Raw genomic sequence first — 21,863 nt, 5'->3', positions numbered from 1 at the left:
CGTTTCAGGACAGTATTCTCACCCACCATGCCGGACGAACGCACCCTCAGCGACCTGATCGGGCGGGCCTATGATGCCGCGGTCGGGGACGAGGACTGGACCAGCCTGGTTGCGGCGATGGCGCAGGCCGTCGGCGGCACCTCCGCCGTGCTGCGCTGGCTGGCGCGGCCGGCGGAGACGGCGGTCACGGTCAATCTGGACCTCGCCGCCCACCAAGCCTACGACGCCTACTATCACACCATCGACCCGGTCTGGCCGAAGCTGTTCGAGCTGCCGCCGGGCACCGCCGTCGACGATTGCGCCCTGGTGCCGGAGCCGGCGCTGGAGCGGACCGAGATCTACAACGACCTCTACCGCCAGAACCACCTCTGGTTCTGCCTGTCCTGGTACACGGTGGACGTGACGGCGCAGCCGGTCTGCCTGGCGATCTACCGCCCCCGTCGGCAGCCGACCTACACGGCCGAGGAGTTGCGGATGCTGCGGGCCGTCGTCCCGCATCTCGACCGGGCCGTGCAGATCGAGGGGCGCATCGCGGCCGCCGCGGACCGGCGCAAGGCCGTCCAGCTGCCACAGGCCGGCCCGGATCTCAGCGGGCGCGAGCGCGATTGCCTGGCGCGGATCGCCCAGGGCGCGTCGAGCAAGAGCATCGCCCGCCAGCTGGCGCTGTCGGTCTACACCGTCAACGAGTACATCGCCTCGGCGATGCGCAAGCTGCAGGCCTCCAGCCGCTCCGAAGCCGTGGCCACCGCCATCACCCTCGGCCTGCTGGTTCCCTGAGCGACGCCCGCATCCATGGGGTGACATCCGCCGCCGGACGTCGCACCCTGCCCCCTCCGCACGAAGCACGACCCGCCGCCGGAGCGGGAGGAGACGGACCATGGAGCTGGGATTGGCGGGCCGCAAGGCCCTGGTGTGCGCCGCGAGCAAGGGCCTCGGCAAGGGCTGCGCCCTGGCGCTGGCGCGCGAGGGCGTCGAGCTGACCATCACCGCCCGCGGCGCCGAGGCGCTGGAGGCGACGGCCGAGGAGATCCGCCGCGTCACCGGCGCCAAGGTGACGGCGCTCGCCGGCGACATCACCACAGAGGCCGGCCGCGAGGCCGCGCTGACCGCCTGCCCCGAGCCGGACATCCTGGTCAACAATGCCGGCGGCCCGCCGCCCGGCGACTTCCGCGACTGGGACCGCGACGCCTGGATCAAGGCGGTCGACGCCAACATGCTGACCCCGATCTTCCTGACCAGGGCGGTGGTCGACGGCATGGCGGCGCGCGGCTTCGGCCGCATCGTCAACATCACCTCGAGCGCGGTGAAGGCGCCGATCCCGGAGCTGGGCCTGTCGAACGGCGCCCGCTCCGGCCTGACCGGCTTCATCGCCGGGGTCGCCCGGCAGATGGCCGGCAAGGGCGTCACCATCAACGGCCTATTGCCCGGGTCCTTCGACACCGACCGGCTGCGCGGCGGCATCAATGCGGCGGCCCAGCGCTCAGGCCAGGACGCCGAGGCGGTGGCCGACCGGCGCCGCGCCGCGATCCCGGCCGGCCGCTTCGGCCAGCCGGACGAGTTCGGCGCGGCCTGCGCCTTCCTGTGCAGCGTCCATGCCGGCTACATCACCGGCCAGAACATCCTGATCGACGGCGGCGCCTTCCCCGGCACGCTCTGACGCCGGCCCGGGGTCAGGCGCGCCGGCGCAGGATCGGGTTGTCGCCGTCGTCCAGCACGAAGTCGGGCCGGCTGCGCAGGAACTCGTCGGTGGCCTTACGGCATGCGGCAAAGGCGTGATAGTCGTCGATGATGACCATTCCGCCCGGCGGCAGCCGCGGCCCGAGATAATCGAGGCAGAGCTTGACCGGGTCGTACCAGTCGCAGTCGACATGGGCCAGGGCGACCTGCTGCACCGGCGCATGGGGCAGCGTGTCCTCGAACAGCCCCTTGTGCAGGGTCACGGTCTTCCCGTCGACGGGGACGCCGTGGCCCGCCATGGCCTTGCAGACATCGCCGAAGAGATCGGTCCGATAGCCGTAGTAGCTGTCCCCGTCGATGCCGACCGAGGCGCCGCTGGCGATCGTCTCGTAGCGGGACTTGGCGTCGGCCTCGTCCTTGTCGGAGGGCGGCGGGATCATGCCGAACACGTCGAAACCGTGAAAGTGCCGGCCGCCCTTCTTGGCGAAATCGGCGAGGAGGATCGCGCTGCCGCCGAGGGCGACGCCGAATTCGAGGATGTCGCCGGGGATCCGCTTTTCGACCACGGCGGAGGCCGACGACTCCAGTCGCGCCAGCTTCTGCGGCGTGAGATAGGTCAGCTTCTCCTTCACCACCTCCCGGGTCAGCGACGACAGCCGCGCCGACGCGATCATGCCTTCGGCGCGCCGGACCACGCGGCCTATGACTGAGTTGCTCACCCGCCTACCCCCTCTTTTGATCAGGCGCGCATGCTGCCGTGCGGCGCCCCCACCGGACAAGCGGAATTCCGGACCGGCTGTCAACCGGACTTGACGCGAAGGCCTGTTGTTCTTAAAGTTAACTTATTGGTTAAGTTTCTGCCTCACCACTGTCGGCGAGGCAGGCTGCCCGACTACCCGAACCCCTGGAGGAGCCCATGGAACCGACCCGGATCGCATCCCGTGAGGACTGGCTGGCCGCGCGCAAGGCGCTGCTGGCCGAGGAGAAGGCCCTGACCCGCGCCCGCGACGAGATCAGCCGCAAGCGGCGCACCCTGCCCTGGGTCCGGATCGACACGCCCTATGTCTTCGACGGGCCGCAGGGCCGCGAGACGCTGGCCGAGCTGTTCGCCGGGCGCAGCCAGCTGATCGTCTACCATTTCATGCTGGCGCCGGGCTGGGAGCATGGCTGCCCGAGCTGCTCGTTCCTGGCCGACACCATCGACGGCACGCTGGTGCATCTGGCCGCCCGCGACGTGACCTTCGCGGCAGTGTCGCGCGCGCCGCTGGCCGAGATCCGGCGGTTCCAGCAGCGCATGGGCTGGCGCTTCACATGGGTGTCGTCGCATGGCAGCGACTTCAACTACGATTTCGGCGTCTCCTTCACGCCGCAGCAGACCGCCGGCGGCAGCACGCCCTACAATTACGGCGAGCTGCCCTTCCCCGTCGAGGAGCTGCCGGGCACCAGCGTCTTCGCCCGGGACGATGCCGGCGCCGTGTACCACACCTATTCCTCCTACGGCCGCGGCGGCGACCTGCAGCTGACCGCCTACACCTATCTCGACCTGGTGCCGAAGGGCCGCGACGAGGACGGGCTGGCCTTCACCATGTCCTGGGTGCGTCACCACGACCGCTACGAGACCGGCCCGGCCCTGGACCCGGCGGCGACCTACCAGCCGCCGAAGCAGGCGGAGTCGTGCTGCGGCCCGGCCGAAGCCAAGGTCGACGCCCAGACCTTCGCCTGAGGCGGCTCGTGGAGATGCCTCACCCCCCGATCCCGGCCAAATCGTGCCGCATGATCGGGCGGGCCGGGATGCGGCGGGCGACGGTGCGGAAGCCGAGGCGGGCGAAGGTCGAGGCGTAGCCGGAGCCCGAGGCGCTCGGCGAGACCGCGGCGTCGAAGGGATAGGCCTCCAGCGCCGGCGCCCCGGCCCGCTTCGCCGCCCGCAACGCCCCTTCGATCAAGGCGGCGCTGACGCCGCGGCGGCGCCAGCCCTTGCGGATGTAGAGGCAGGACAGCGCCCAGACCGGCACGTCGTCGACGGCCCTGAGGCGCCAGTTGCGGTCGAGCTCCGGCAGCGCCGTGCGCGGGGTCAGCTGGCACCAGCCGACCGCCAGGTCGTCCGCGGCGAAGGCGAGCAGCCCGGGCGGCGGGCCCTGCTGCACCACCGCGCGGAAATCGGCCTTGTTCCGGGTCCGCGGCCGGCGGCGATAGGCGGCGCCGATGCGGCCATGCATGCACCAGCAGCCATTGACCGCGCCGGCCGGCCCGAACAGGTCCTCCAGCGCCGGCCACCGGTCCGGCGTCAGCGGATGGATGGCGAAGCTCATGCCGGCTCTCCCGACCGGTTGCCTTTGATCAACACCCGAGGCGCCGGTCCGGCTCCGGAAACCCCTTTCGGACTCCGGCGGCGATGGTGCAGTCTCCCGGCCATGAGCGAGAAGCCCCGCATCCTCTACGGTCGCGAGCAGGACCTGGACGTCGCCGCGTTCCGGCGCGTGCTGGTCGAATCCGGCCTCGGCCGCATCCGCCCGGTCGACGACGAACCGCGGCTGCAGGCCATGATCGCCGGCGCCAACCTGATCGTGACCGCCCGACTGGACCAGCCCGGCCGGCCGCTGGTCGGGGTCGGGCGCGGCGTCACCGATTCGGTCTGGTGCTGCTATCTCTCCGACCTCGCCGTCTCGCCGTCGGCCCAGGGCCTCGGCGTCGGCAAGGGCCTGCTGGACGAGGCGCGCCGGCAGCTCGGGCCGCAGGTGAGCCTGTACCTGGTCTCGGTGCCCGACGCGGTCGGCTTCTACGAGCGGGCCGGGATGGCGCGGCTGACCGACGCCTTCTCCTACCGTCGCGAGCGCTGACATCATGACCGACCTTCCCGTCCGCCGCTTCCAGGGCCGCGATGGCGTCGACCTCGCCTATCGCGAGCTCGGCGAGGGCCGGCCGCTGGTGCTGATCCACGGCTTCTTCTCGACCGCCACGGTCAACTGGCTGCGCTACGGCCATGCCGCGGCGATCGCGGCCCGAGGCTATCGCGTGGTCATGCCGGACCTGCGCGGCCATGGCGACAGCGCCAGGCCGCACGACCCCGCCGCCTATCCACCCGACATCCTGGCCGATGACGGGCTGGCGCTGGTCGAGCAGCTCGGCCTCGCCGACTACGATCTCGGCGGCTATTCGCTGGGCGGGCGGACAGTGGTGCGGATGCTGGTGCGCGGCGCCGCGCCGGGGCGGGCGATCGTGGCCGGGATGGGCCTCGACGGCATCATCAGCGCCGGCGGCCGCAACGCCTATTTCCGCCACATCCTGACCCATCTCGGCAGCTTCCCGCGCGGCACGCCGGAATGGATGGCCGAGGCCTTCCTGAAGACCGTCGGCGGCGATCCGGAGGCGCTGCTGCAGGTGCTCGGCACCTCGGTCGACACGCCGCGCGAGGCGCTGGCGCGGATCGCGGTGCCGACCCTGGTGGCGGCCGGCGCCGAGGACGACGACAACGGCTCGGCCGCGGATCTCGCCGCCGCCCTGCCGCAGGGCCGCCACGCCGAGATCCCCGGCAACCATATGAGCGCGGTGGCGAAGCCGGAGTTGGGCCTCGCCATCGCCGACTTCCTGGGGAATGCGCCCCAGGGCTGACCTCAGGCCTTGGTGACGACGACCTCGAGATACTCGCTGGGCACGACCATGGCGCCGTCGCCGCTGCGGTTGAACCGGGCGATCAGGGCCACGAGGTCCGCCTCCAGCGCGTCCTGCCCCGCCGGCGGCAACGCCGCGAAGGCCTTCAGAAGCGGGCCGTAATACCCCCGGAAGACCTCCAGCCAATGCGCCGGCGAGCGGTAGCGGAACACGAAATGCCGCTGCGCCGAGGCGATCGACGCCGCCTCGGGCGCGAACAGCTCCGCCAGCCGCTCGCGCGCGCCCCACAGCGCCGGGGACCGGATGCCGGCCGGCGGCGGCAGGTGCCGGCCGATGGTCTTGAACAGCTGACCGATGAAGCCGTCCGGCGTCCAGTTGGCGAGGCCGATCTTGCCGCCATGCCGGCACACCCGCAGCAACTCGGCCGCGGCGCGGTCCTGGTCCGGGGTGAACATCACGCCGAAGGTCGACACGACGACGTCGAAGCTGTCATCGGCGAACGGCAGGGCCTCGGCATCGGCCTCCTGGAACCGGATCGCCAGCCGCTCGGCCGCGGCGCGCTCGCGGGCGCGGTCCAGCAACGCCGGCACATAGTCCGTGGCGGTGACGTCGCACCAGCGCCGGGCGGCGGCCAGGGCGACATTGCCGTTGCCGGCGGCGACGTCGAGCACCGACTGGCCGGCGCGGAGGTCGAGCGCCTCGCACAGCTCCTCGCCGACGATCTGCAGGGTGGTGCCGACCACGGCGTAGTCGCCGGAGGACCATGCCCCCTGCTGGCGGGCCTTGACCGCCGTGAGGTCGGGTTGAGCGGATGGCGGGTTCTGAGTCATGCTTGCGGTGGGCGCGGCCAAGATCGTTCTCCGTTGGTGACGGCAGTCGGCCCCGATGTGGCACGAGCCTCTGCCATTCCGACGAGCGTAGCCGCCGCCCGTGGAGGCGAGCGTGGGTGGCGGCGTGGAAATTCCCAAGGAATCCGCAGGAGCGGCCCGAGACGGCGCGCCGGTCGAACTGCGGCTGCTGGGGCCGCTGGCGGTGCGCCGGCACGGCGTCGCCGTCGCGCTGCCGGCATCGCGCAAGGTCCGCGCCCTGCTGGCCTATCTGGCCCTGGCGCCCCATCCGGTCGGGCGCAGCCAGCTGTGCGAGCTGCTGTGGGACGGCCCCAGCGACCCGCGGGGCGAGCTGCGCTGGTGCCTGAGCAAGATCCGCAGCTTGGTCGACGAGCCCGGCCGGCCCCGGCTGGAGACCTCGGGCGACACCGTCCGGCTCGACCTGGCGGACGGTTTCACCGACGCCGCCGAGGTCGCCCTGGCGGCGCAGCAGGGCATCGCGGCGATCGCGCCGGAGCGGCTGCAGGCGCTGGCCGCCCTGTTCGCCGGGGAGTTCCTCGACGGGCTGGAGATCGGGCGCAGCCCGGCCTTCACCGGCTGGCTGGCGGCGCAGCGCCGCCGCTTCCGCGGCTGCCGCATCGCCCTGCTGGAGCATCTCGCCACCAGCGCCCCCGACGAGCTGCGGCTCGGTCCTCTCGAGGCCTGGCTGGAGCTGGCGCCGTTCGATCCGCGCGTGCACGGGCTGGTGCTGGGTGAGCTCGCCCGGCACGGCCGGATCCGCGAAGGCGAAGCCCATCTGGCGGCGGCGATCCGGCAGTTCGAGGCCGAGGGGCTGGACGGCGCCATCCTGCGCCAGGCTTGGCAGACCGTGCGGTCGCATGGCGACGCCGCCGTCCGCCCACCGCCCGCCATGGCCGCCTCAGGCGACAGCCCTGACGACGTCGCCCTCGCCGCCCCGCGCCGTGCCTCGATCGCGGTCATGCCCTTTGCCGACCCGGCGGCGGCCGGCTCCCACAACGGCGTGGCGGATGCCCTCGCCCATGATGTCACCACCCGCCTGGCCAAGCTGCGCAGCCTGTTCGTCATCGCCCAGGGCACCGTGTTCGCCCTGCGCGACCGGCGCATCGGGGCCGAGGATGCCGGGCGGATGCTGAATGTCGACTATGTCGTCAGCGGCTTTGCCCGGCGGCAGGACCGGCGCCTGACCGTGACGGTCGAGCTGACCGAGGCCCGCAGCGCCCGGATCGTCTGGGCGGAGATGTTCAACCAGACGCTGGACGATGCATTCCTGGTGCTCGAGGAGATCGGCAACCGGATCGTCGCGGCGATCGACAGCGAGATCGAGACGATCGAGCGCAACCGCGCCATCCTGCGGCCGCCGAACTCCCTGGATGCCTGGGAGGCGCATCACCGCGGCCTGTGGCACATGTACCGCTTCACCCGGGCCGACAACGAGCAGGCGCGGCATTTCTTCGAGACCGCGCTGCGCCAGGATCCGAGCTTCGCCCGGGCCCATGCCGGCCTGTCCTTCACCCATTTCCAGAGCGCCTTCCAGGGCTGGGCCCCGCGCGGACCGGAGGTCGACCGGGCCTTCGAGGCGGCCGGGCAGAGCCTGGTCGCCGACGACCGCGACCCGACCGCGCACTGGGCCATGGGCCGGGCGCTGTGGCTGCGCGGCGACCATGACCGGTCCATCGCCGAGCTGGAGCAGGCGGTCGAGCTGAGCCCGAACTTCGCCCAGGGCCACTACACCCTCGCCTTCGTCCACTCCCAGAGCGGCGATCCGGGCGCCGCGATCGCCGCCTCCGAACGATCGCGCCGGCTGAGCCCCTTCGACCCCATGCTGTTCGGCTTCCTCGGCGCCCGCGCCATGGCGCTGGTGCGCCTGGGCCGGTTCGACGAGGCGGCCGATTGGGGGGTGAAGGCGGCCGCGCGCCCGAACGCGCATGCGCAGATCCTGGCCATCGCAGCCTTCTCACTGGCGCTGGCCGGGCGTCTGGCCGAGGCGCGCGAGCACGCCACCGCGATCCGCCGCACGCTGCCGCAGTATCGTGTCGATGACTTTCTCCTGGCCATGCGGTTCGCGCCCGAGGACCAGCGCCTGTTCCGCGAGGCGGCGAAACGCATCGGGCTCGACTGACGCCGACCAGCCCTCACCCGCGCGACTGCGACATCCGCCACATCAGCCGGTCGGTCATGCGGTCGCTGAGCAGGCGGACGAGCAGCAGCAGAACCCGGGCGCCGCCGCCCACCGCGTAACGGGTGCGGGGCCGCCTGGCCGCCGCCGCCCGGCCGATCGCCTCCGCCACCACCTCGGGCGGGGATGGGAAGCTCGACGACACGGCCCGTTCGTACATCTTGGCGTGGCGCCGGGCATAGGGGCCGTAGGCGGTGTCGCCGGACACGCGCAGCAGGCTCCCGAAGGCGATGCCGCCCCATTCGGTGCGGATCGCGCCGGGCTCGATCACCACGACGTCGATGCCGAAGGGGGTCAGCTCCATCCGCAGGCAGTCGCTCAGCCCCTCCAGCGCGTATTTGGTGGCGTGGTACCAGGCGCCGAAGGGTTCGCCGGACTTGCCGCCGATCGAGCTGACATTGATGATCCGGCCGGTCCTGTTCGCCCGCATCATCGGCAACGCCAGCTGGCACAGCCGGGCGGCGCCGAACAGGTTGACCTCGAACTGCCGGCGCGCCTCCTCCAGCGGCACATCCTCCAGCGCGCCATAGCTGCCATAGCCGGCGTTGTTGACCAGGAGGTCCAGGCGCCCGGCCTCGCCGCGGATCCGCTCCACCGCGGCGACGATCGAGGCGTCGTCGGTCAGGTCGAGCGCGACCAGCCGTGCCCCTGCGGCCGCCAGCGCCGCCATCCGGTCGGTCCGCCGGGCGGCGGCGTAGACGATGGTGCCGTCGGCGATCAGCCGCCGCACGGTCGCCTCGCCGATGCCGGACGATGCGCCGGTCACCAATGCAACTCTGTCCAACTCTCATGCTCCACAAGGACGGGAGCAGATCCTATAAGTGTGGACCTTGGTCCAGGGTCAAGGGGCCGGATTCATCGGGGCCGAACCATGCTGATCTCGGAATTCGCGCGGGCGACACGGCTGCCCGTGGATACCGTCCGCTTCTATGTCCGCCGCGGGCTGCTGGCGCCGGAGACCAACGGCAAGGGCGGCCGCAACCCCTACCAGATCTTCACCGCCGAGCATGTGCGCGAGGCCCGGCTGATCCGCATGGCCCAGTCGTTGGGCATGTCGCTGAAGGAGATCGCGGCGATCGGCCAGGAAAACCGCCGCGGCGGCATCACCCGCGAGCGCAGCATCGAGCTGATGGCGGAGCAGCTGGCCCGGGTGGAGCGCAAGGCGGCGGAGCTGGCGGCGATGGCCGGCTATCTCCGCGCCAAGCTGGCCTGGCTGAAGGGTGGCGAGCAGGGCCTGGAGCCGGATTTCAGCGCGTATTCGGACCGTGGGCCTGGCGGCGCCTGCGGCTGAGGTCGCTGCGGCTGCGCAAGCGAGAGGACGGCCCCGCCTCGCCGGCGGGGCCGCCGAGGGTTACAGCACGAAGTCGCCCGCCGCCAAAGCGTGGTCGGACAGGACGACGATGGCGATGTCGGCCGTCCTGTCGCCGTTGGTGTCGCCATAGACCGCCTGGTAGCCGTTGGGGATGGCCACCACCCGCAATTCTCCGGCCGTGCCGGTGAAGTTGCCGGTGCCGAAGACGAAGGCGGTGCTGCCCGCCCCGGCGCCGTTGGCGTCGATCGCCGACAGGTCGATCCGGTCGCCGGTCGTGAAGTCGTTGATCGTGTCCCGCCCCGCGGCCGCCGCCGTGCTGTCGGCCGTGCTGGTATAGGCGAAGCTGTCGTTGCCGGCGCCGCCCTTCAACGAGTCGGCGCCCACGCCCCCGGTGAGCACATCGTTGCCGCCGTCGCCCCACAGCCCGTTGACCCCGGCATTGCCGGTCAGGTTATCGCCGAGGCCCGAGCCGAAGAGCTGCTCGACGCCGGTCAGGATGTCGCCGGCGGCATCGCCGCCGGAGGCCGTCCCGGCGCCGAGATTGACCGTCACCCCGGCCGCGCTGCCGGTGTAGTACGCCGTGTCGGTGCCGGCGCCGCCGGCGAGGGTGTCGCCGCCGGTCCCACCGACCAGGTTATCGTTGCCGGCACCGCCGGTCAGGCTGTCGGCGCCGCCGGCCCCGCGCAGCTTGTCGTCGCCGCCGAAGGCGTCGATGACGTCGGCGGCGGCGGTGCCGTTGAAGGTGTCGGCATTCTCGCTGGCGCGGGTGACCAGCTGGCCGCGGATCGCGCCACCGCCGAACTGGGCCGAATGGATGTTGAAGTAGAAGGAGACGTCGTTCGGTCCGGTCCCGCCCTGCAGCCCGGCGATGACGCCGGCGGACAGCGGATCGCTGTCGCTGGTTTCCCAGACGCCGCTGATGGTGACCGAGCCGTCGCCGTTCTCGACGATGGTCAGGTCGTCGGCATCGTCGGTCATGCCCAGCGGCAGGATGTCGAACACGATCCCGCCATTGACCCCGCGCGCCGCGGCATGGATGTGCATCAGGACGGCATCGTCGAGCGGATCCACGGTCCGCGGGGTGCCGTCGATCAACTCGCCGAAATCGATGCCGGCGGTGATCGTGACCGAATAGGTCATGGCCGTGCCGGCGGTGTTCAGGCTGACCGTCGCGAGGCCTGTGGCGGTCTCATTGCTGCCGGTCCCGATTTCCTGGCCGGAGTTGAGGATCGCGGTGAAGGTGGTGGTCATGGCGAATCTCCCCTTTCCCATGGTTGCCCGGACACTGTTCGGTGGCACGGGCCTGCCCGTTTCACTGCGGACACGCCTCCGGGTTCGGACAGGAGAGGGAGGGAGGCGCCGCTCAGCCGGCGGCGCCTCCGGCGAGGATCAGAGCACGAAATCCGACGCGGTGAGGGGGTGGTCGGAATAGACGTTAATGGCGAAGTCCGGCAGCTTGTCGCCGGTCGCGTCGATATAGACCACCTGGATCCCCCCGGACACCAACACCCGCAGTTCGCCGGCCGTGCCGGTGAAGGCGCCGGTGCCGAAGGTGAAGGCGGTGTCGCCGTTGCCCGAGTTGCCGTCGGCGTCGATCGCCTGCAGGTTGATCTGGTCGCCGGTGGTGAAGTCGGTGATGGTGTCCTTGCCGACCCCCGAGGCCGCGCTGTCGGACAGGGCGTTGTAGACGAAGCTGTCGGCGCCGGCGCCGCCCTTGAGCGCGTCGCCGCCGCCGGCCCCGGTGAGCACGTCGTTGCCGGCCATGCCCCAGATCGTGTTGGCGTTGGCGTCGCCGGTCAGCGTGTCGACCTGGGCCGAGCCCAGCACCTGCTCGATACTGCTGAACGTGTCGCCCGCGGCGTCGCCGCCGGAGACCGCGCCGGTCGCCAGGTTCACCGTCACCCCGGCGGCGGAGCTGGCGTAGCTGGCCGTGTCGATGCCGGACCCGCCGATCAGCGCATCGGCCCCGGCCGCGCCTTCGAGGAGGTCGTTGCCGTCGCCACCGTTGAGGCTGTCGTCGCCGGTGCCGCCCAGGAGCACGTCGTTCCCGGCATCGCCGAAGACCTGGTCGTTCTCGCTGCCGGCATCGATGGAATCATCGTTGTTGTCACCATGGATGGTGTCGATGCCGGCGCCGCCGACCAGCCGGTCCGCGCCGTCGCCGCCGCTGAGATTGTCGTTGCCAGCCTCGCCGGAGAGCGCGTCGTCGCCGCCATTGCCGTTGATAAAGTCGTTGCCGAGCTCGCCGCCGATGATGTTGCGCACGTTGTTGCCGATCAGCTGGTCGCCCTGGCTCGACCCGTACAGGTTCTCGATGTTGGTCAACGTGTCGCCCTGGGCGTCGCCGCCGATGCCGGGGCCGCCCAGCAGGCTCACAATGACCCCCACGGTCGAGCCCTGGTAATTGGCGAAGTCCGAGCCGTTGCCGCCGTTGAGGACATCGGCCCCCGCCCCGCCGCGGAGCGTGTCGTCGCCATCGCCGCCGGTCAGCGTGTTGACGGCGCCGTCGCCGTAGAGGTGGTCCGACTGGGCCGAGCCGATCACGTTCTCGATGCCGGTCAGCGCGTCGCCCTGGGCGTCGCCGCCGGTGCCGGTGCCCGCCACCAGGTCGACCGTCACCCCGGCGGCCGAGGCGGCGTAGCTGGCGGTGTCGGTGCCGGCGGCGCCGGAGATCTGGTCCGCCCCGGCGCCCCCGGTGAGCGTGTCGTTGCCGAAGCCGCCGAGAAGGATGTCGTCGCCGGCCAGCCCGTCGATGGTGTCGTTGCCGTCGGAGCCGAGCATGCGGTCGGCCCCGGCCCCGGCCACCAGCGAGATGCGGAACACGTCGAAGCCGGTGCCGTTGCCCTCGGCGCCCACGCCGGTGTCGGTGGCCTGCGACTGGAAGGTGACATAGTGCCCGTCGGCCGAGATCTGGGGCGTGTTCGAGAGGTCGTTGAGCTCGGTCCCGTCGGCGGCGACGGACAGGCGCGTCACCGTGCCGGTCACCATGTCCTTCAGGAAGATGTCGCGGAGGGCGTTGGTGTCGCCCTGCACCAGGTTGCTGGAGAGGCTGAAGAAGACGACGTAGCGCCCGTCGGCGGAGATCGACGACTGGCTCGAGAGTGCGTCGCCCTGGATGCCGTCGCCGTTGGTGGAGACCCGGGTGGTGGTGTTGGTCTGCAGGTCGCGGACGAAGATGTCGGTGGCGCCGTTGGTGTCGCCGGCGACCAGGTCGGTCGCGTTGCTCTCGAACACCACATAGCGGCCGTTGCCGGAGATCGAGGAGCCGAAGGACGTGCCGTTCCCCGACACGCCGCCGGTGGAGACCGAGACCAGGGTGGTGGTGCCGCCGGCGATGTCGCGGACGAAGACGTCGGTGAGGGCGCCGTTGGTGTCGGTGGCGACCAGGTTGCTGGCGGAGCTGACGAAGGAGGCGCGGTTGCCGTCGTCGGACAGGCGGGTGACCAGGGAGTTGCCGTTGGCCTGCTGCTCGCCATCCGTCACCGAGATGCGGGTGACGACGCCGCTCGACAGGTTCTTGACGAAGGCGTCGCTGAAGCCGTTGCTGTCGCTGCCGACCAGGTTGGTCGCGGTGCTCTGGAAGCCGATGAAGGCGCCGTTGCCGGTGACGTCGACATTCTGCGACGCGCCGGTCGCCTGGCTGCCGTCGGACGCGGTCGAGACCCGGGTGGTGACGCCTGTCTGGTTGTCCCGCATGAACACGTCGAGGGCGCCGTTGGTGTCGCCGGAGACCAGGTTGGTCGCGCTGCTGTTGAAGAACACGAAGCGGCCGTCATCGGTGATCGAGGCAACGCTGGAGACGTTGTTGCCCTGCGCCCCGCCGGTCGCGGTCGAGATCAGGATGGTGGTGCCGGTCTGCGTGTCGCGCAGGAAGACGTCGAACAAGGCATTGGCGTCGCCGGCGACCAGGTTGGTCGCGGTGCTCTGGAACACGACATAGCGGCCATCGGCCGACATCACGCCGCCGGTGGCGATGTTGTCGGCGCTGCTGCCGCCGGTGCTGACTGAAATCCGGGTGAGCGAGCTGGCATTGACGGTCATACGGAAAGCCTCCCCATCGATTCTGCTGGCGATGGCGGCCTTACCGGCAAAACGCCATCGGGAAAATCAGAAGTAAAACAAAGTCGTACGAATGGAAGTTGTACGAATAATGGACACGGGTTCACATGCCGGGGCCTCAGGGTTCTACACGCCCTGATTGACTTCGGCAATCGCGGTGCACCTGTCTCAAACCTGATGAAACGGGTCCGGCGAGCCCTTTTCGACGAGGAATTCGGCGTCCGAGACACGGGAGGCGCAGCCTGGCGGCGCCTCCCGCATGACCTTCGATCAGAGCACGATGTCCGCCGAGGTCAGGGCGTGGTCGGCATAGACCACGATGATCGAATCCGGAGTCTTGTCGCCGTTGACGTCGAGATAGACGCCCTGGCGGCCGTCGCCGAAATCCACCACCCGCAGCTCGCCGGCGACGCCGGTGAAGCCGCCGGGGCCGAAGCTGAAGACGGTGTCGCCATTGGCGGCGTTGCCGTCCGCGTCGATCGCCGACAGGTCGATCCGGTCGCCGGTGGTGAAGTCGGTGATGGTGTCCTTGCCCGCGGCCGCCACGGTGCTGTCGGCCACGCTGGTGTACACGAAGCTGTCGTTGCCGGCACCGCCCTTCAGGAAATCGGCACCCAGGCCGCCGGTGATCACGTCGTCGCCGTTGCCGCCCCACAGGGTGTTGGCCCCGGTGTCGCCGGTCAGCCGGTCGCCCTGGTTCGAGCCCAGCACCTGCTCGATGCTGTTGAACGTGTCGCCCTGGGCGTCGCCACCCGACACCGCGCCGGTGGCCAGGTTCACCGTCACCCCCGCCGCGGAGGCCACGTAGCTGACCGTGTCGATGCCGTTGCCGCCCTTCAAAGCGTCGGCGCCGGCACCGCCGACGAGGATGTCGTCGCCATCCTGCCCCCACAGTTCGTTGGCCCCGGCGTCGCCGGTCAGCTTGTCGGCGAAGGCCGAGCCCGACACCTGCTCGATGCTGCCGAACGTGTCGCCCTGGGCGGCGCCGCCCGAGGCCACGCCGGCGGCCAGGTTCACCGTCACCGCGGCGGCCGAGCCGGTATAGCTCGCCATGTCGGTGCCGACACCGCCGGTCAGCCCGTCGGCCCCGGCTCCCCCTTCCAGGAAATCATTGCCGGTGCCGCCGTCGAGCTGGTCGTCCCCCTCGCCGCCGAAGAGACTGTCGACGCCGGCATCGCCGAAGACCTGGTCGTTGCCGTCACCGGCATCGACCGAGTCATTGTCGTTGCCGCCATGGATGGTGTCGACCCCGTCGAGGCCCAGGAGCCGGTCGTTGCCGTCGCCGCCGTCGAGGCTGTCATTGCCGCCCTCCCCGACCAGGGTGTCTGCACCGCCATTGCCGACGAGCGTGTCGTTGCCGAGATCGCCCCGGAGGGTGTTGCCGACATTGTTGCCGGTCAGCTGGTCGTCGAAGCTCGACCCGTACAGGATCTCGATGTCGACCAGCGTGTCGCCCTGGGCGTCGCCGCCCGAGCCGGTGCCGGCCAGCAGGTCGACCGTCACCGCCGCGGCCGAGAGCTGGTAAGCGGCGTGGTCCGAACCGGCGCCGCCGTCCAGAACGTCGGCCCCGGCCCCGCCCCAAAGCGCGTCGTTGCCCGCCCCGCCGGTCAGCCGGTTGGCGCCGCTGTTGCCGTACAGCTGGTCCGCCAGGGCCGAGCCGATCACGTTCTCGATCGAGATCAGCGTGTCGCCCTGGGCGTCGCCCCCGGAGGTGGCGCCGCTCTTCAGGCTCACCAGCACCGCCGCGGCCGAGCCCGAGTAATCCGCCGTGTCGGAGCCGTCTCCGCCGAACAGCCGATCCGCCCCGGCCCCGCCGCCCAGCGTATCGTCGCCCAGTCCGCCGGTGAGGATGTCGCTGCCCGCCAGCCCGCCGAGCGTGTCGTTGCCGTCGGAGCCGATCATGTGGTCGGCCCCGGCCGAGGCGCGGAGCGAGACCCGGAACACGTCGAAATTGTTGTTGGTGTCGGCGCCGACATCCAGGTTGGTCGCGCTCGAGTGGAACACGACGGTGCTGCCGTCGGCCGAGATCTTCGGCAGATGGCTCGAGCCATTGGCCGCCGAGCCGTCGAGCGCCACCGAGAGGCGCGTCACCGTGCCGGTCAGCATGTCCTTGACGAAGACGTCGTTGGTCAAGGCGACATCACCTGCCACCAGATTCGACGCAAAGCTCGCGAACACGACGTAGCGGCCATCGGCCGAGATGTCGGCCTGGGTCGACCGGGAGTCGGCCTCGGCCCCGGTGCCCGAGACGGAGACGCGGACCGTGGTGTCGGTCTGCAGGTCGCGCAGGAAGATGTCGCCGGTGCCGTTGGTGTCGCCCGCCACCAGGTTGGTGGCGTCGCTGTCGAAGGCGACGTAGCGGCCGTTGCCGGAGATCACCGCCTCGGCCGATTCCCCGTCCGCCTGGGTCCCGTCGGTGGCGACCGACACGCGTTCGGTGGTCCCGGCCGCGAGGTCGCGGACGAAGATGTCGGCGACCCCGTTGCTGTCGCCGCCGACGAGATTGCTGGCATAGCCAGTGAAGGTGACGCGCTGGCCGTCATCGGAGACCCGGGCGGAGATCGACCGGTCATTGGCCTGGGCTTCGTCGTCGGCGACGGAGACGCGGGTCGTGGTCCCCGCCTGCAGGTCGCGGATGAAGATGTCCTCGACGGCGTTGGTGTCGCCGGCGACGAGGTTGGTCGCAAAGCTGTAGAATGCGACATAGCGCCCGTTGGCCGAGACCTCGGCTTCCGCGGAGGCGTCGTCGCTCAGCCCTCCGCCGGCGGGGACCGAGACCAGCGTCGTGGTGCCGGTCTGGACATCCCGCAGGAAGACGTCGGTGGCGCCGTTGTCGTCGCCGGCGACGATATCGCCCGCCGCGCTGTCGAAGGTGACGTAGCGCCCGTCGCCCGAGATCGTCGGCCACAGCGACGGCAGGTCGGCGTCGCCGTTGCCGGCATCCACCGAGACCCGCGTCGTCGTGCCGGTCTGTGTGTCGTGCAGGAAGATGTCCGCACGGCCGTTGCCGTCGCCGTCGCCGGCGACCAGGTTGGTCGCATAGCTCTCGAACGTCACGTAACGGCCATCCCCGGAGACTGCCGCGCGAAGGGACCTTGCATTGCCTTCGATATTGCCGGTGCCGACCGAAACTCGGGTCATGACTTTATTCCTTCATGAAACCGACGAAGAAGATGGCTCGGCTTTCCGAATCTTCTCCAGTCTAGGAAATAAAAATACGAGGCAATACTATCCCCCCGAGCCACGTGCTTTGTACACGCGCCCCCGAACCTCAGCAATCGATTGCAGTTTCGTGTCGGCCGTGCTGTCCAGGCCGCGCCCGGCGCTACCGAACCAGGATGGCGCGGAAGTCGTTGACGTTGGTCAGGGTCGGGCCGGTCACCACCAGCCGGTCGAGCGCCGCGAAATAGCTGTAGGCGTCGTTGTTCGCCAGGAAGTCGGCTGCCGCGAGCCCCTGCACCTTGCCCTGCGCCAGCGTCGCCGCATCGGCCCAGGCGCCGGCATTGTCCTCCGACCCGTCGATGCCGTCGGTGTCGCAGGCGATGGCGGAAATGCCGGACCGACCCTGTAGCTGGAGCGTCAGCGCCAGCAGGAACTCGACATTGCGGCCGCCCCGCCCCTGCCCCTTCACCGTCACCGTGGTCTCGCCGCCGGACAAGAGCACGCAGGGCCGCGCCGCCGGCTGGCCGTGCCGCAGCGCCTGCTCGGCGATGCCGGCCAGGACGCGGCCGACCTCGCGCGCCTCGCCCTCCAGCGCGTCGCCCAGGATCACCGGCGCCAGGCCGAGCTGCCGCGCCTTCGCCGCCGCCGCCTCCAGCGCCATCTGCGGCGTCGCCAGCATGTGCAGATCGGCGGCCGGCAGCGTAGCGGGCGCGGCATTGGCACGGATCGCCCGTTCGACCGCCTCCGGCACCGCGATCTCGTAGCGGCGCAGGATCGCCAGCGCCGTCTCCGGGTCGGCGCCGCCGGCGACGGTGGGGCCGGAGCCGATCACGCCCGGCTCGTCGCCCGGCACGTCGGAGATCAGGTAGGTGACGGTGCGCGCCGGCGCCGCGGCCGCGGCCAGGCGCCCGCCCTTGATCGCGGACATCGCCTTGCGCACCGCGTTCATCTCCTGGATCGGCGCGCCGGAGCGCAGCAGCGCCTTGTTCACCGCCTGCTTGTCCTCGAGGGTCAGCCCCTCGGCCGGCAGCGACAGCAGGGCCGAGGCACCGCCCGAGATCAGGCACACCACCAGGTCGTCGGGCCCAGCGGCGCAAGCGAGGTCGAGGATGCGCTGGGCGGCGGCGCGGCCGGCGGCATCGGGCACCGGATGCGCGGCCTCGACCACCTCGATCCGTTCGGTCGGCGTGCCGTGGCCGTAGCGGGTGACCACCAGCCCCTCGCAGGGATGCGGCCACAGCGTCTCGAAGGCCCGGGCCATCCGCGCCGCGCCCTTGCCGGCGCCGAGCACGATGGTGCGGCCCGTCGGCGGCTGCGGCAGCAGGTGTCGCATCCGCGTCTCCGGATAGGCGGCGCTGAGCGCAGCCTGAAACAGGGCCTCGAGGACGGCGCGATCTGACGCGGACATGGACACTCTTTCCCTACGACATCGGCCAGTGGTCGGCCCGCCCATCGAAGGCGAGGACCGGCCGCGGTTCAAGCGCGAATCGCAGGCGGGCGGCGGCAGGGCGTTCCACCCTGCGAGAAAACTACAGCCCGATCCGCTCCGCCTCGAAGGGCAGCGTCACGGCCGTCACGGCCGGGCCGCCGGCGATGCGCAGGTCGAGGCCGGCGGGGCCATGGGCGATCGCCTCGACCCGGTCCCAGCCCGGCTCGGCCGGCACCGCCCCGAAGGCGTAGGCGATCTCGACCCGCCCCGCCGGCTCCAGCGCGATCGCGGTCGGGTAGCCCTCGGCGGTCAGCGGGTTCGGTTGCATCGAGGCGCGGTGGCCGAGATGCAGGTACATGCAGCCCTCCTCGATCCCCAGCACATGGCGGTGCCGGCCGGAGAAGGGCGGGTAGTCGCGGCCGCCATTGCTCATCCACAGCATGGTGAAGGGCAGGCGGCGCGGGTCCTTCAGCCCGAAGAACAGGAACCCCTCGCGCGCGGCCAGCGCCGCCGACCAGCCGAGCGCCGAGCCCGGCGCCTCGGCCAGCAGCACGATGTCCTCATGGCTGTCGGCGAAGGGATAGCGCGAGGCGTCGACCATGCGCCCGTCGGCCAGGCGCAGCGCGTCGAGCCCGGCGAAGCGCTGCGGGTAGGCCAGCACGGAGCGCCCCCGCGCGGCATCGGGCTCGACCGGCGTCGGCGGGGTCGTGCCGAAGGCCTTGGGCGAAAAGCTGAGCGCCGCCCCGCCCGGAGCCCGGATCATGGCGTGATGCGCCATCGGCAGCGCCCCGGCGCCGCCCTCGAAGACATGGCGCTGGTAGACGATCGGCTGGCCCCGGCGCAGCGTCACCGCCTTGCGCACGGTGGCGCCGAAGACCTGCTCCTGCAGCGTGAAGCGCGCGGTGACGCCGCCGGAATCCTGGTCGATGCCGTCGAGAGTCCAGTGCCCGTTGGCGGTCCAGCCATGGCCGGGCGCGCCGTCGAGGTCGCTGTCGGCGAAGGGGGCGCAGAAGAAGTCGCCGGCCAGGTTGCGCAGGCCGAGCGGGATGTCGTCCGGCAGCGCCTCGCCGCTGTCGATCCAGGGCGCCCGGTGCAGCGGCCGGATCTCCCGCCCGTTCCAGCGCATCACGACATCGTGCAGATGCCCGCCCGCCGGGTTGAACACGACCTGCACCGCATCGACACCGAACTCGATCATCGCTCTCACCCGAATGATGCCGCAGCCTCTTAGCCCGGATTTCCCATTCCGCCTATGGCGTCGTCGCGCGCTCTCGCCCCGCTGCGCGACGGCCGCCCGGCGCGCATGCCAGCCTTTCCGGCTTTCGCCACCCGTTTTCCGCCAACAGGCGTATGTCTGACATTCGGGGCAGGACGGGCAACCCGCCGCCCCGGAGGGGATCGAGACGACCATGCGACTCTGGCGGCGCGGCGACGAGACTGTCCCGATGGCCCCTTTGCACGCGCCGACGGCGCCCCCTGCCCGCGCGGCCGTTTCCGGCGTCGAGACGCCGCTGCTCGGCGTGCTGTGCTCGCTGTTCGCCAACCTGATGTTCGCGTCCAGCGACGCGCTGGTGAAGGGGCTGACGGCCAGCTATTCGATCTTCCAGATCATCCCGATGCAGGTCGCCTTCGCCTGCATCCCGATTCTGATCATGCTGCGCCGCGACGGCGGGCTCGGCCGGATGCGGGCGGCGCATCCGCGGCTGATCGTGGCGCGCGGCCTCCTGGCCGGGATCGGCACGATCTTCGGCTTCTACGCCTTCTCCGCCCTGCCCCTGGCCGATGTCTACGCCATCGCCTTCTGCACGCCCATGGTGGTGACCATCCTGTCGATCCCGATCCTGGGCGAGCAGGTGCGGGCCCATCGCTGGGCCGCGGTGGTGGTCGGCTTCCTGGGCATCCTGGTGATGGTGCGGCCGGGCTTCGCGTCGCTGACGCTGGGGCATCTGTCCGCCCTGGGCTCGGTCTTCACCGGCGCCGGGGTGGTGCTGATCATGCGCAAGATCAGCCGGGACGAGCAGCGCGCCGTGATGGTCACGGCGGTGATGCTGGGGCTGCTGGTGACCAGCCTGCCGGTCGCGCTGTTCGTGTTCAAGCTGCCGAGCTGGTTCGACCTGCTGCGGGTCGGCGCCGCCGGCCTGCTGATGGGCTCCGCCCAGTTCCTGGTGGTGCGGGCGCTGTCGCTGGCGCCGGCCAGCACCATCGCGCCGATGCAGTACACCATGATCGTCTGGGCCCTGGCCTATGGCAGCCTGTTCTTCGGCAACGCCGTCGAGCCCTTCGTCGTGCTCGGCGCCGGCATCGTCATCGCCTCCAGCCTGTACATCATGCACCGCGAGCGCATCCGCGGCCGGACCCTGCGGGCGCATGTGAAGTAGCTTTCAGAATATTATCTCTCTGCTATAATAATATTTGCCACTTTCTCTAATTTTATTATTAATTCGAGGAATTCATCATGACCATCCCGACTGCAACGGCCGATGCCGCGAGCATCAGCCTGCTTCAGCTCTGCCAGATCTCGTATCTCGATCCTTCCACCATCCACGACAGCTTTCCGCTGGCTTGGCCGGCGCCGGACGGCAGCAACTGGTCGCTGGCCTGGGGACCGGCGCAGGACCCGTCCCAGGCCAACCTCGCCTATGTCGCGGTCCGCAGCAGCGCGACGGGACAGACTCTGTCCGTGGCCGTCGTCGTGCGCGGCACGGACTTGGACATGTGGTACATGTCGCCGCTGGGGCTGTGGAACCAGATCGTCGAGGACCTCGGGTCCGACAGCCAGCAGGCGCCGCCCTGGGCCGCCCCGAGCGACGCGCGGATAGCCGCCGGGACCGCCGACGCGCTGTCCCGCGTCGCCGGCATGACCTCGGGTGGGCAGTCCCTGGTCGGCTTCCTCGCAGGCTTCTACGGCAAAGCCGCCAGCTCGCAGGTGCCGCTGCAGGTGACCGGGCACAGCCTGGGCGGCTGCGTCACCACCGTGCTGGCGCCCTGGCTGCAGGCACAGCTGGCGGAGCAGGGCCTGTCCCCCGCCATCGTGCCGACCACGTATGCGGGACCGACCGCCGGCAACCAGGCCTTCGCCGACGCCTTCCGCAGCGCCTTTCCGACCGCGACCTGCTACCGCAACACGCTCGACATCGTCCCCAAGGCGATGGCGGAGCTGCTCGGGATCCCGTTGATCTATGACGATGTCGGCCCGGACATCCTGGCGCCGACCATCATCGCCAGCGCGATCGTCGGCTACTATTTCTGGCTGGACTATTGGGGCGTCTCTTATGCCGACATTCCGGACAGCGTCGCGCTGCCGGGCGCCTGGCTGACGACCGATCCCAACGACCCGCTCGGCCCCTGGCTCGACGAGGTGCTGCAGCAGCACGAGACCACGACCTATATGAACCTGCTCGGCGGGACCTCCGTGACCGAGGGCGAGGTCGCGATGGCGCGACGGAGGATGGCGACGGCGGCGATCCGCCGGCCGCCGCCCGCACGCACGGTCTCGGGCGATCCGGAGTATGCCGCGCGGCTGAAGGCCTTCCTGGCCGCGTCGCGCCAGGTGGCCCTCCGGCCCGGCGGCGCGCGCTGATCCTGAGCAGA

At 70.8% G+C, this 21,863-nt stretch carries 18 protein-coding genes; 9 read left to right on the top strand and 9 right to left on the bottom strand.

The annotated features are described in order from the left end of the window. Window positions 1–27 precede the first annotated feature (27 nt). Together ACTOWL_RS21730 and ACTOWL_RS21725 are read left to right on the top strand one after the other, a co-directional pair. On the top strand, window positions 28–777 hold the full coding sequence (locus ACTOWL_RS21730; protein WP_441323369.1) for a LuxR C-terminal-related transcriptional regulator: 750 nt from the start codon (window positions 28–30) through the stop codon (window positions 775–777). Window positions 778–877: 100 nt separating this feature from the next. Next, window positions 878–1,657, top strand: coding sequence for an SDR family oxidoreductase (locus ACTOWL_RS21725; protein ID WP_441323368.1), 780 nt, complete (start codon window positions 878–880; stop codon window positions 1,655–1,657). A 13-nt stretch (window positions 1,658–1,670) separates the two neighbouring features. Here ACTOWL_RS21725 and ACTOWL_RS21720 read toward each other — a convergent pair whose 3' ends face one another. After that, the gene (locus ACTOWL_RS21720) at window positions 1,671–2,396 is read right to left on the bottom strand and encodes a TylF/MycF/NovP-related O-methyltransferase (RefSeq protein ID WP_441323367.1); all 726 of its coding nucleotides are present in this window, start codon (window positions 2,394–2,396) and stop codon (window positions 1,671–1,673) included. A gap of 197 nt (window positions 2,397–2,593) precedes the next feature. Here ACTOWL_RS21720 and ACTOWL_RS21715 point away from each other — a divergent pair, with 197 nt between their 5' ends. After that, complete coding sequence (locus ACTOWL_RS21715; protein ID WP_441323366.1) at window positions 2,594–3,400, top strand: DUF899 domain-containing protein; 807 nt, start codon at window positions 2,594–2,596, stop codon at window positions 3,398–3,400. Between the two features lie 19 nt (window positions 3,401–3,419). Here the strand turns inward: ACTOWL_RS21715 and ACTOWL_RS21710 are convergent, their stop codons facing one another. Continuing rightward, on the bottom strand, window positions 3,420–3,986 hold the full coding sequence (locus ACTOWL_RS21710) for a GNAT family N-acetyltransferase (protein WP_441323365.1): 567 nt from the start codon (window positions 3,984–3,986) through the stop codon (window positions 3,420–3,422). Between the two features lie 102 nt (window positions 3,987–4,088). On the opposite strand from ACTOWL_RS21710, the gene ACTOWL_RS21705 reads away from it, so the two are divergent. Both ACTOWL_RS21705 and ACTOWL_RS21700 read left to right on the top strand, forming a co-directional pair. Then, entirely contained in the window at window positions 4,089–4,514 is a 426-nt protein-coding gene (locus ACTOWL_RS21705; RefSeq protein WP_441323364.1) for a GNAT family N-acetyltransferase, read from the top strand. 4 nt (window positions 4,515–4,518) lie between these two features. After that, a complete protein-coding gene (locus ACTOWL_RS21700; RefSeq protein WP_441323363.1) occupies window positions 4,519–5,286 on the top strand; it encodes an alpha/beta fold hydrolase in 768 nt (255 codons plus the stop codon). Between the two features lie 2 nt (window positions 5,287–5,288). On the opposite strand, the gene ACTOWL_RS21695 is transcribed toward ACTOWL_RS21700, so the two are convergent. Continuing rightward, entirely contained in the window at window positions 5,289–6,137 is an 849-nt protein-coding gene (locus tag ACTOWL_RS21695; RefSeq protein ID WP_441323362.1) for a class I SAM-dependent methyltransferase, read from the bottom strand. Window positions 6,138–6,240: 103 nt separating this feature from the next. Here ACTOWL_RS21695 and ACTOWL_RS21690 point away from each other — a divergent pair, with 103 nt between their 5' ends. Beyond that, window positions 6,241–8,253 carry a tetratricopeptide repeat protein gene (locus ACTOWL_RS21690; protein ID WP_441323361.1) on the top strand — a complete coding sequence of 671 codons (2,013 nt, stop codon included), beginning with the start codon at window positions 6,241–6,243 and terminating at the stop codon, window positions 8,251–8,253. Between the two features lie 13 nt (window positions 8,254–8,266). Here the strand turns inward: ACTOWL_RS21690 and ACTOWL_RS21685 are convergent, their stop codons facing one another. Next, entirely contained in the window at window positions 8,267–9,094 is an 828-nt protein-coding gene (locus tag ACTOWL_RS21685; protein WP_441323360.1) for an oxidoreductase, read from the bottom strand. A gap of 87 nt (window positions 9,095–9,181) precedes the next feature. On the opposite strand from ACTOWL_RS21685, the gene ACTOWL_RS21680 reads away from it, so the two are divergent. Further along, a complete protein-coding gene (locus tag ACTOWL_RS21680) occupies window positions 9,182–9,601 on the top strand; it encodes a MerR family transcriptional regulator (protein WP_441323359.1) in 420 nt (139 codons plus the stop codon). Window positions 9,602–9,661: 60 nt separating this feature from the next. On the opposite strand, the gene ACTOWL_RS21675 is transcribed toward ACTOWL_RS21680, so the two are convergent. The 5 genes from ACTOWL_RS21675 to ACTOWL_RS21655 all read right to left on the bottom strand — a co-directional run bounded on the left by ACTOWL_RS21675 (window position 9,662) and on the right by ACTOWL_RS21655 (window position 19,470). Further along, window positions 9,662–10,873: a CHRD domain-containing protein gene (locus tag ACTOWL_RS21675; RefSeq protein ID WP_441323358.1), complete on the bottom strand. Its 1,212-nt coding sequence runs from the start codon at window positions 10,871–10,873 to the stop codon at window positions 9,662–9,664. 138 nt (window positions 10,874–11,011) lie between these two features. Beyond that, complete coding sequence (locus ACTOWL_RS21670; protein ID WP_441323357.1) at window positions 11,012–13,663, bottom strand: beta strand repeat-containing protein; 2,652 nt, start codon at window positions 13,661–13,663, stop codon at window positions 11,012–11,014. A gap of 288 nt (window positions 13,664–13,951) precedes the next feature. After that, window positions 13,952–16,738, bottom strand: a complete 2,787-nt coding sequence (locus tag ACTOWL_RS21665) for a hypothetical protein (RefSeq protein WP_441323356.1) — start codon at window positions 16,736–16,738, stop codon at window positions 13,952–13,954. A 268-nt stretch (window positions 16,739–17,006) separates the two neighbouring features. Continuing rightward, entirely contained in the window at window positions 17,007–18,251 is a 1,245-nt protein-coding gene (locus ACTOWL_RS21660) for a glycerate kinase type-2 family protein (RefSeq protein WP_441323355.1), read from the bottom strand. A 121-nt stretch (window positions 18,252–18,372) separates the two neighbouring features. Continuing rightward, window positions 18,373–19,470 (bottom strand): hypothetical protein, encoded by a 1,098-nt coding sequence (locus ACTOWL_RS21655; RefSeq protein WP_441323354.1) that lies wholly within the window; start codon window positions 19,468–19,470, stop codon window positions 18,373–18,375. A 247-nt stretch (window positions 19,471–19,717) separates the two neighbouring features. Between ACTOWL_RS21655 and ACTOWL_RS21650 the strand changes: the two genes are divergently transcribed. Beyond that, window positions 19,718–20,650 carry a DMT family transporter gene (locus ACTOWL_RS21650; RefSeq protein WP_441323353.1) on the top strand — a complete coding sequence of 311 codons (933 nt, stop codon included), beginning with the start codon at window positions 19,718–19,720 and terminating at the stop codon, window positions 20,648–20,650. A 77-nt stretch (window positions 20,651–20,727) separates the two neighbouring features. Next, window positions 20,728–21,852, top strand: coding sequence for a lipase family protein (locus tag ACTOWL_RS21645; protein ID WP_441323352.1), 1,125 nt, complete (start codon window positions 20,728–20,730; stop codon window positions 21,850–21,852). Window positions 21,853–21,863: the final 11 nt, after the last annotated feature.

Source organism: Inquilinus sp. CA228, from assembly GCF_052078665.1.
GTDB lineage: Bacteria > Pseudomonadota > Alphaproteobacteria > DSM-16000 > Inquilinaceae > Inquilinus.
The sequence above is the reverse complement of the archived record's forward strand: the minus strand, read 5'-3'. Positions and strand labels throughout refer to the sequence as shown.

What these genes read in the sequence shown, in the direction of transcription:
- ACTOWL_RS21725 (WP_441323368.1), top strand. Translation starts at nt 878, where the DNA reads ATGGAGCTGGGATTGGCGGGCCGCAAGGCCCTGGTGTGCGCCGCGAGC.
- ACTOWL_RS21670 (WP_441323357.1), bottom strand. Translation starts at nt 13,663, where the DNA reads ATGACCGTCAATGCCAGCTCGCTCACCCGGATTTCAGTCAGCACCGGC.
- ACTOWL_RS21650 (WP_441323353.1), top strand. Translation starts at nt 19,718, where the DNA reads ATGGCCCCTTTGCACGCGCCGACGGCGCCCCCTGCCCGCGCGGCCGTT.
- ACTOWL_RS21675 (WP_441323358.1), bottom strand. Translation starts at nt 10,873, where the DNA reads ATGACCACCACCTTCACCGCGATCCTCAACTCCGGCCAGGAAATCGGG.
- ACTOWL_RS21700 (WP_441323363.1), top strand. Translation starts at nt 4,519, where the DNA reads ATGACCGACCTTCCCGTCCGCCGCTTCCAGGGCCGCGATGGCGTCGAC.
- ACTOWL_RS21645 (WP_441323352.1), top strand. Translation starts at nt 20,728, where the DNA reads ATGACCATCCCGACTGCAACGGCCGATGCCGCGAGCATCAGCCTGCTT.
- ACTOWL_RS21715 (WP_441323366.1), top strand. Translation starts at nt 2,594, where the DNA reads ATGGAACCGACCCGGATCGCATCCCGTGAGGACTGGCTGGCCGCGCGC.
- ACTOWL_RS21660 (WP_441323355.1), bottom strand. Translation starts at nt 18,251, where the DNA reads ATGTCCGCGTCAGATCGCGCCGTCCTCGAGGCCCTGTTTCAGGCTGCG.
- ACTOWL_RS21710 (WP_441323365.1), bottom strand. Translation starts at nt 3,986, where the DNA reads ATGAGCTTCGCCATCCATCCGCTGACGCCGGACCGGTGGCCGGCGCTG.
- ACTOWL_RS21705 (WP_441323364.1), top strand. Translation starts at nt 4,089, where the DNA reads ATGAGCGAGAAGCCCCGCATCCTCTACGGTCGCGAGCAGGACCTGGAC.
- ACTOWL_RS21655 (WP_441323354.1), bottom strand. Translation starts at nt 19,470, where the DNA reads ATGATCGAGTTCGGTGTCGATGCGGTGCAGGTCGTGTTCAACCCGGCG.
- ACTOWL_RS21680 (WP_441323359.1), top strand. Translation starts at nt 9,182, where the DNA reads ATGCTGATCTCGGAATTCGCGCGGGCGACACGGCTGCCCGTGGATACC.
- ACTOWL_RS21730 (WP_441323369.1), top strand. Translation starts at nt 28, where the DNA reads ATGCCGGACGAACGCACCCTCAGCGACCTGATCGGGCGGGCCTATGAT.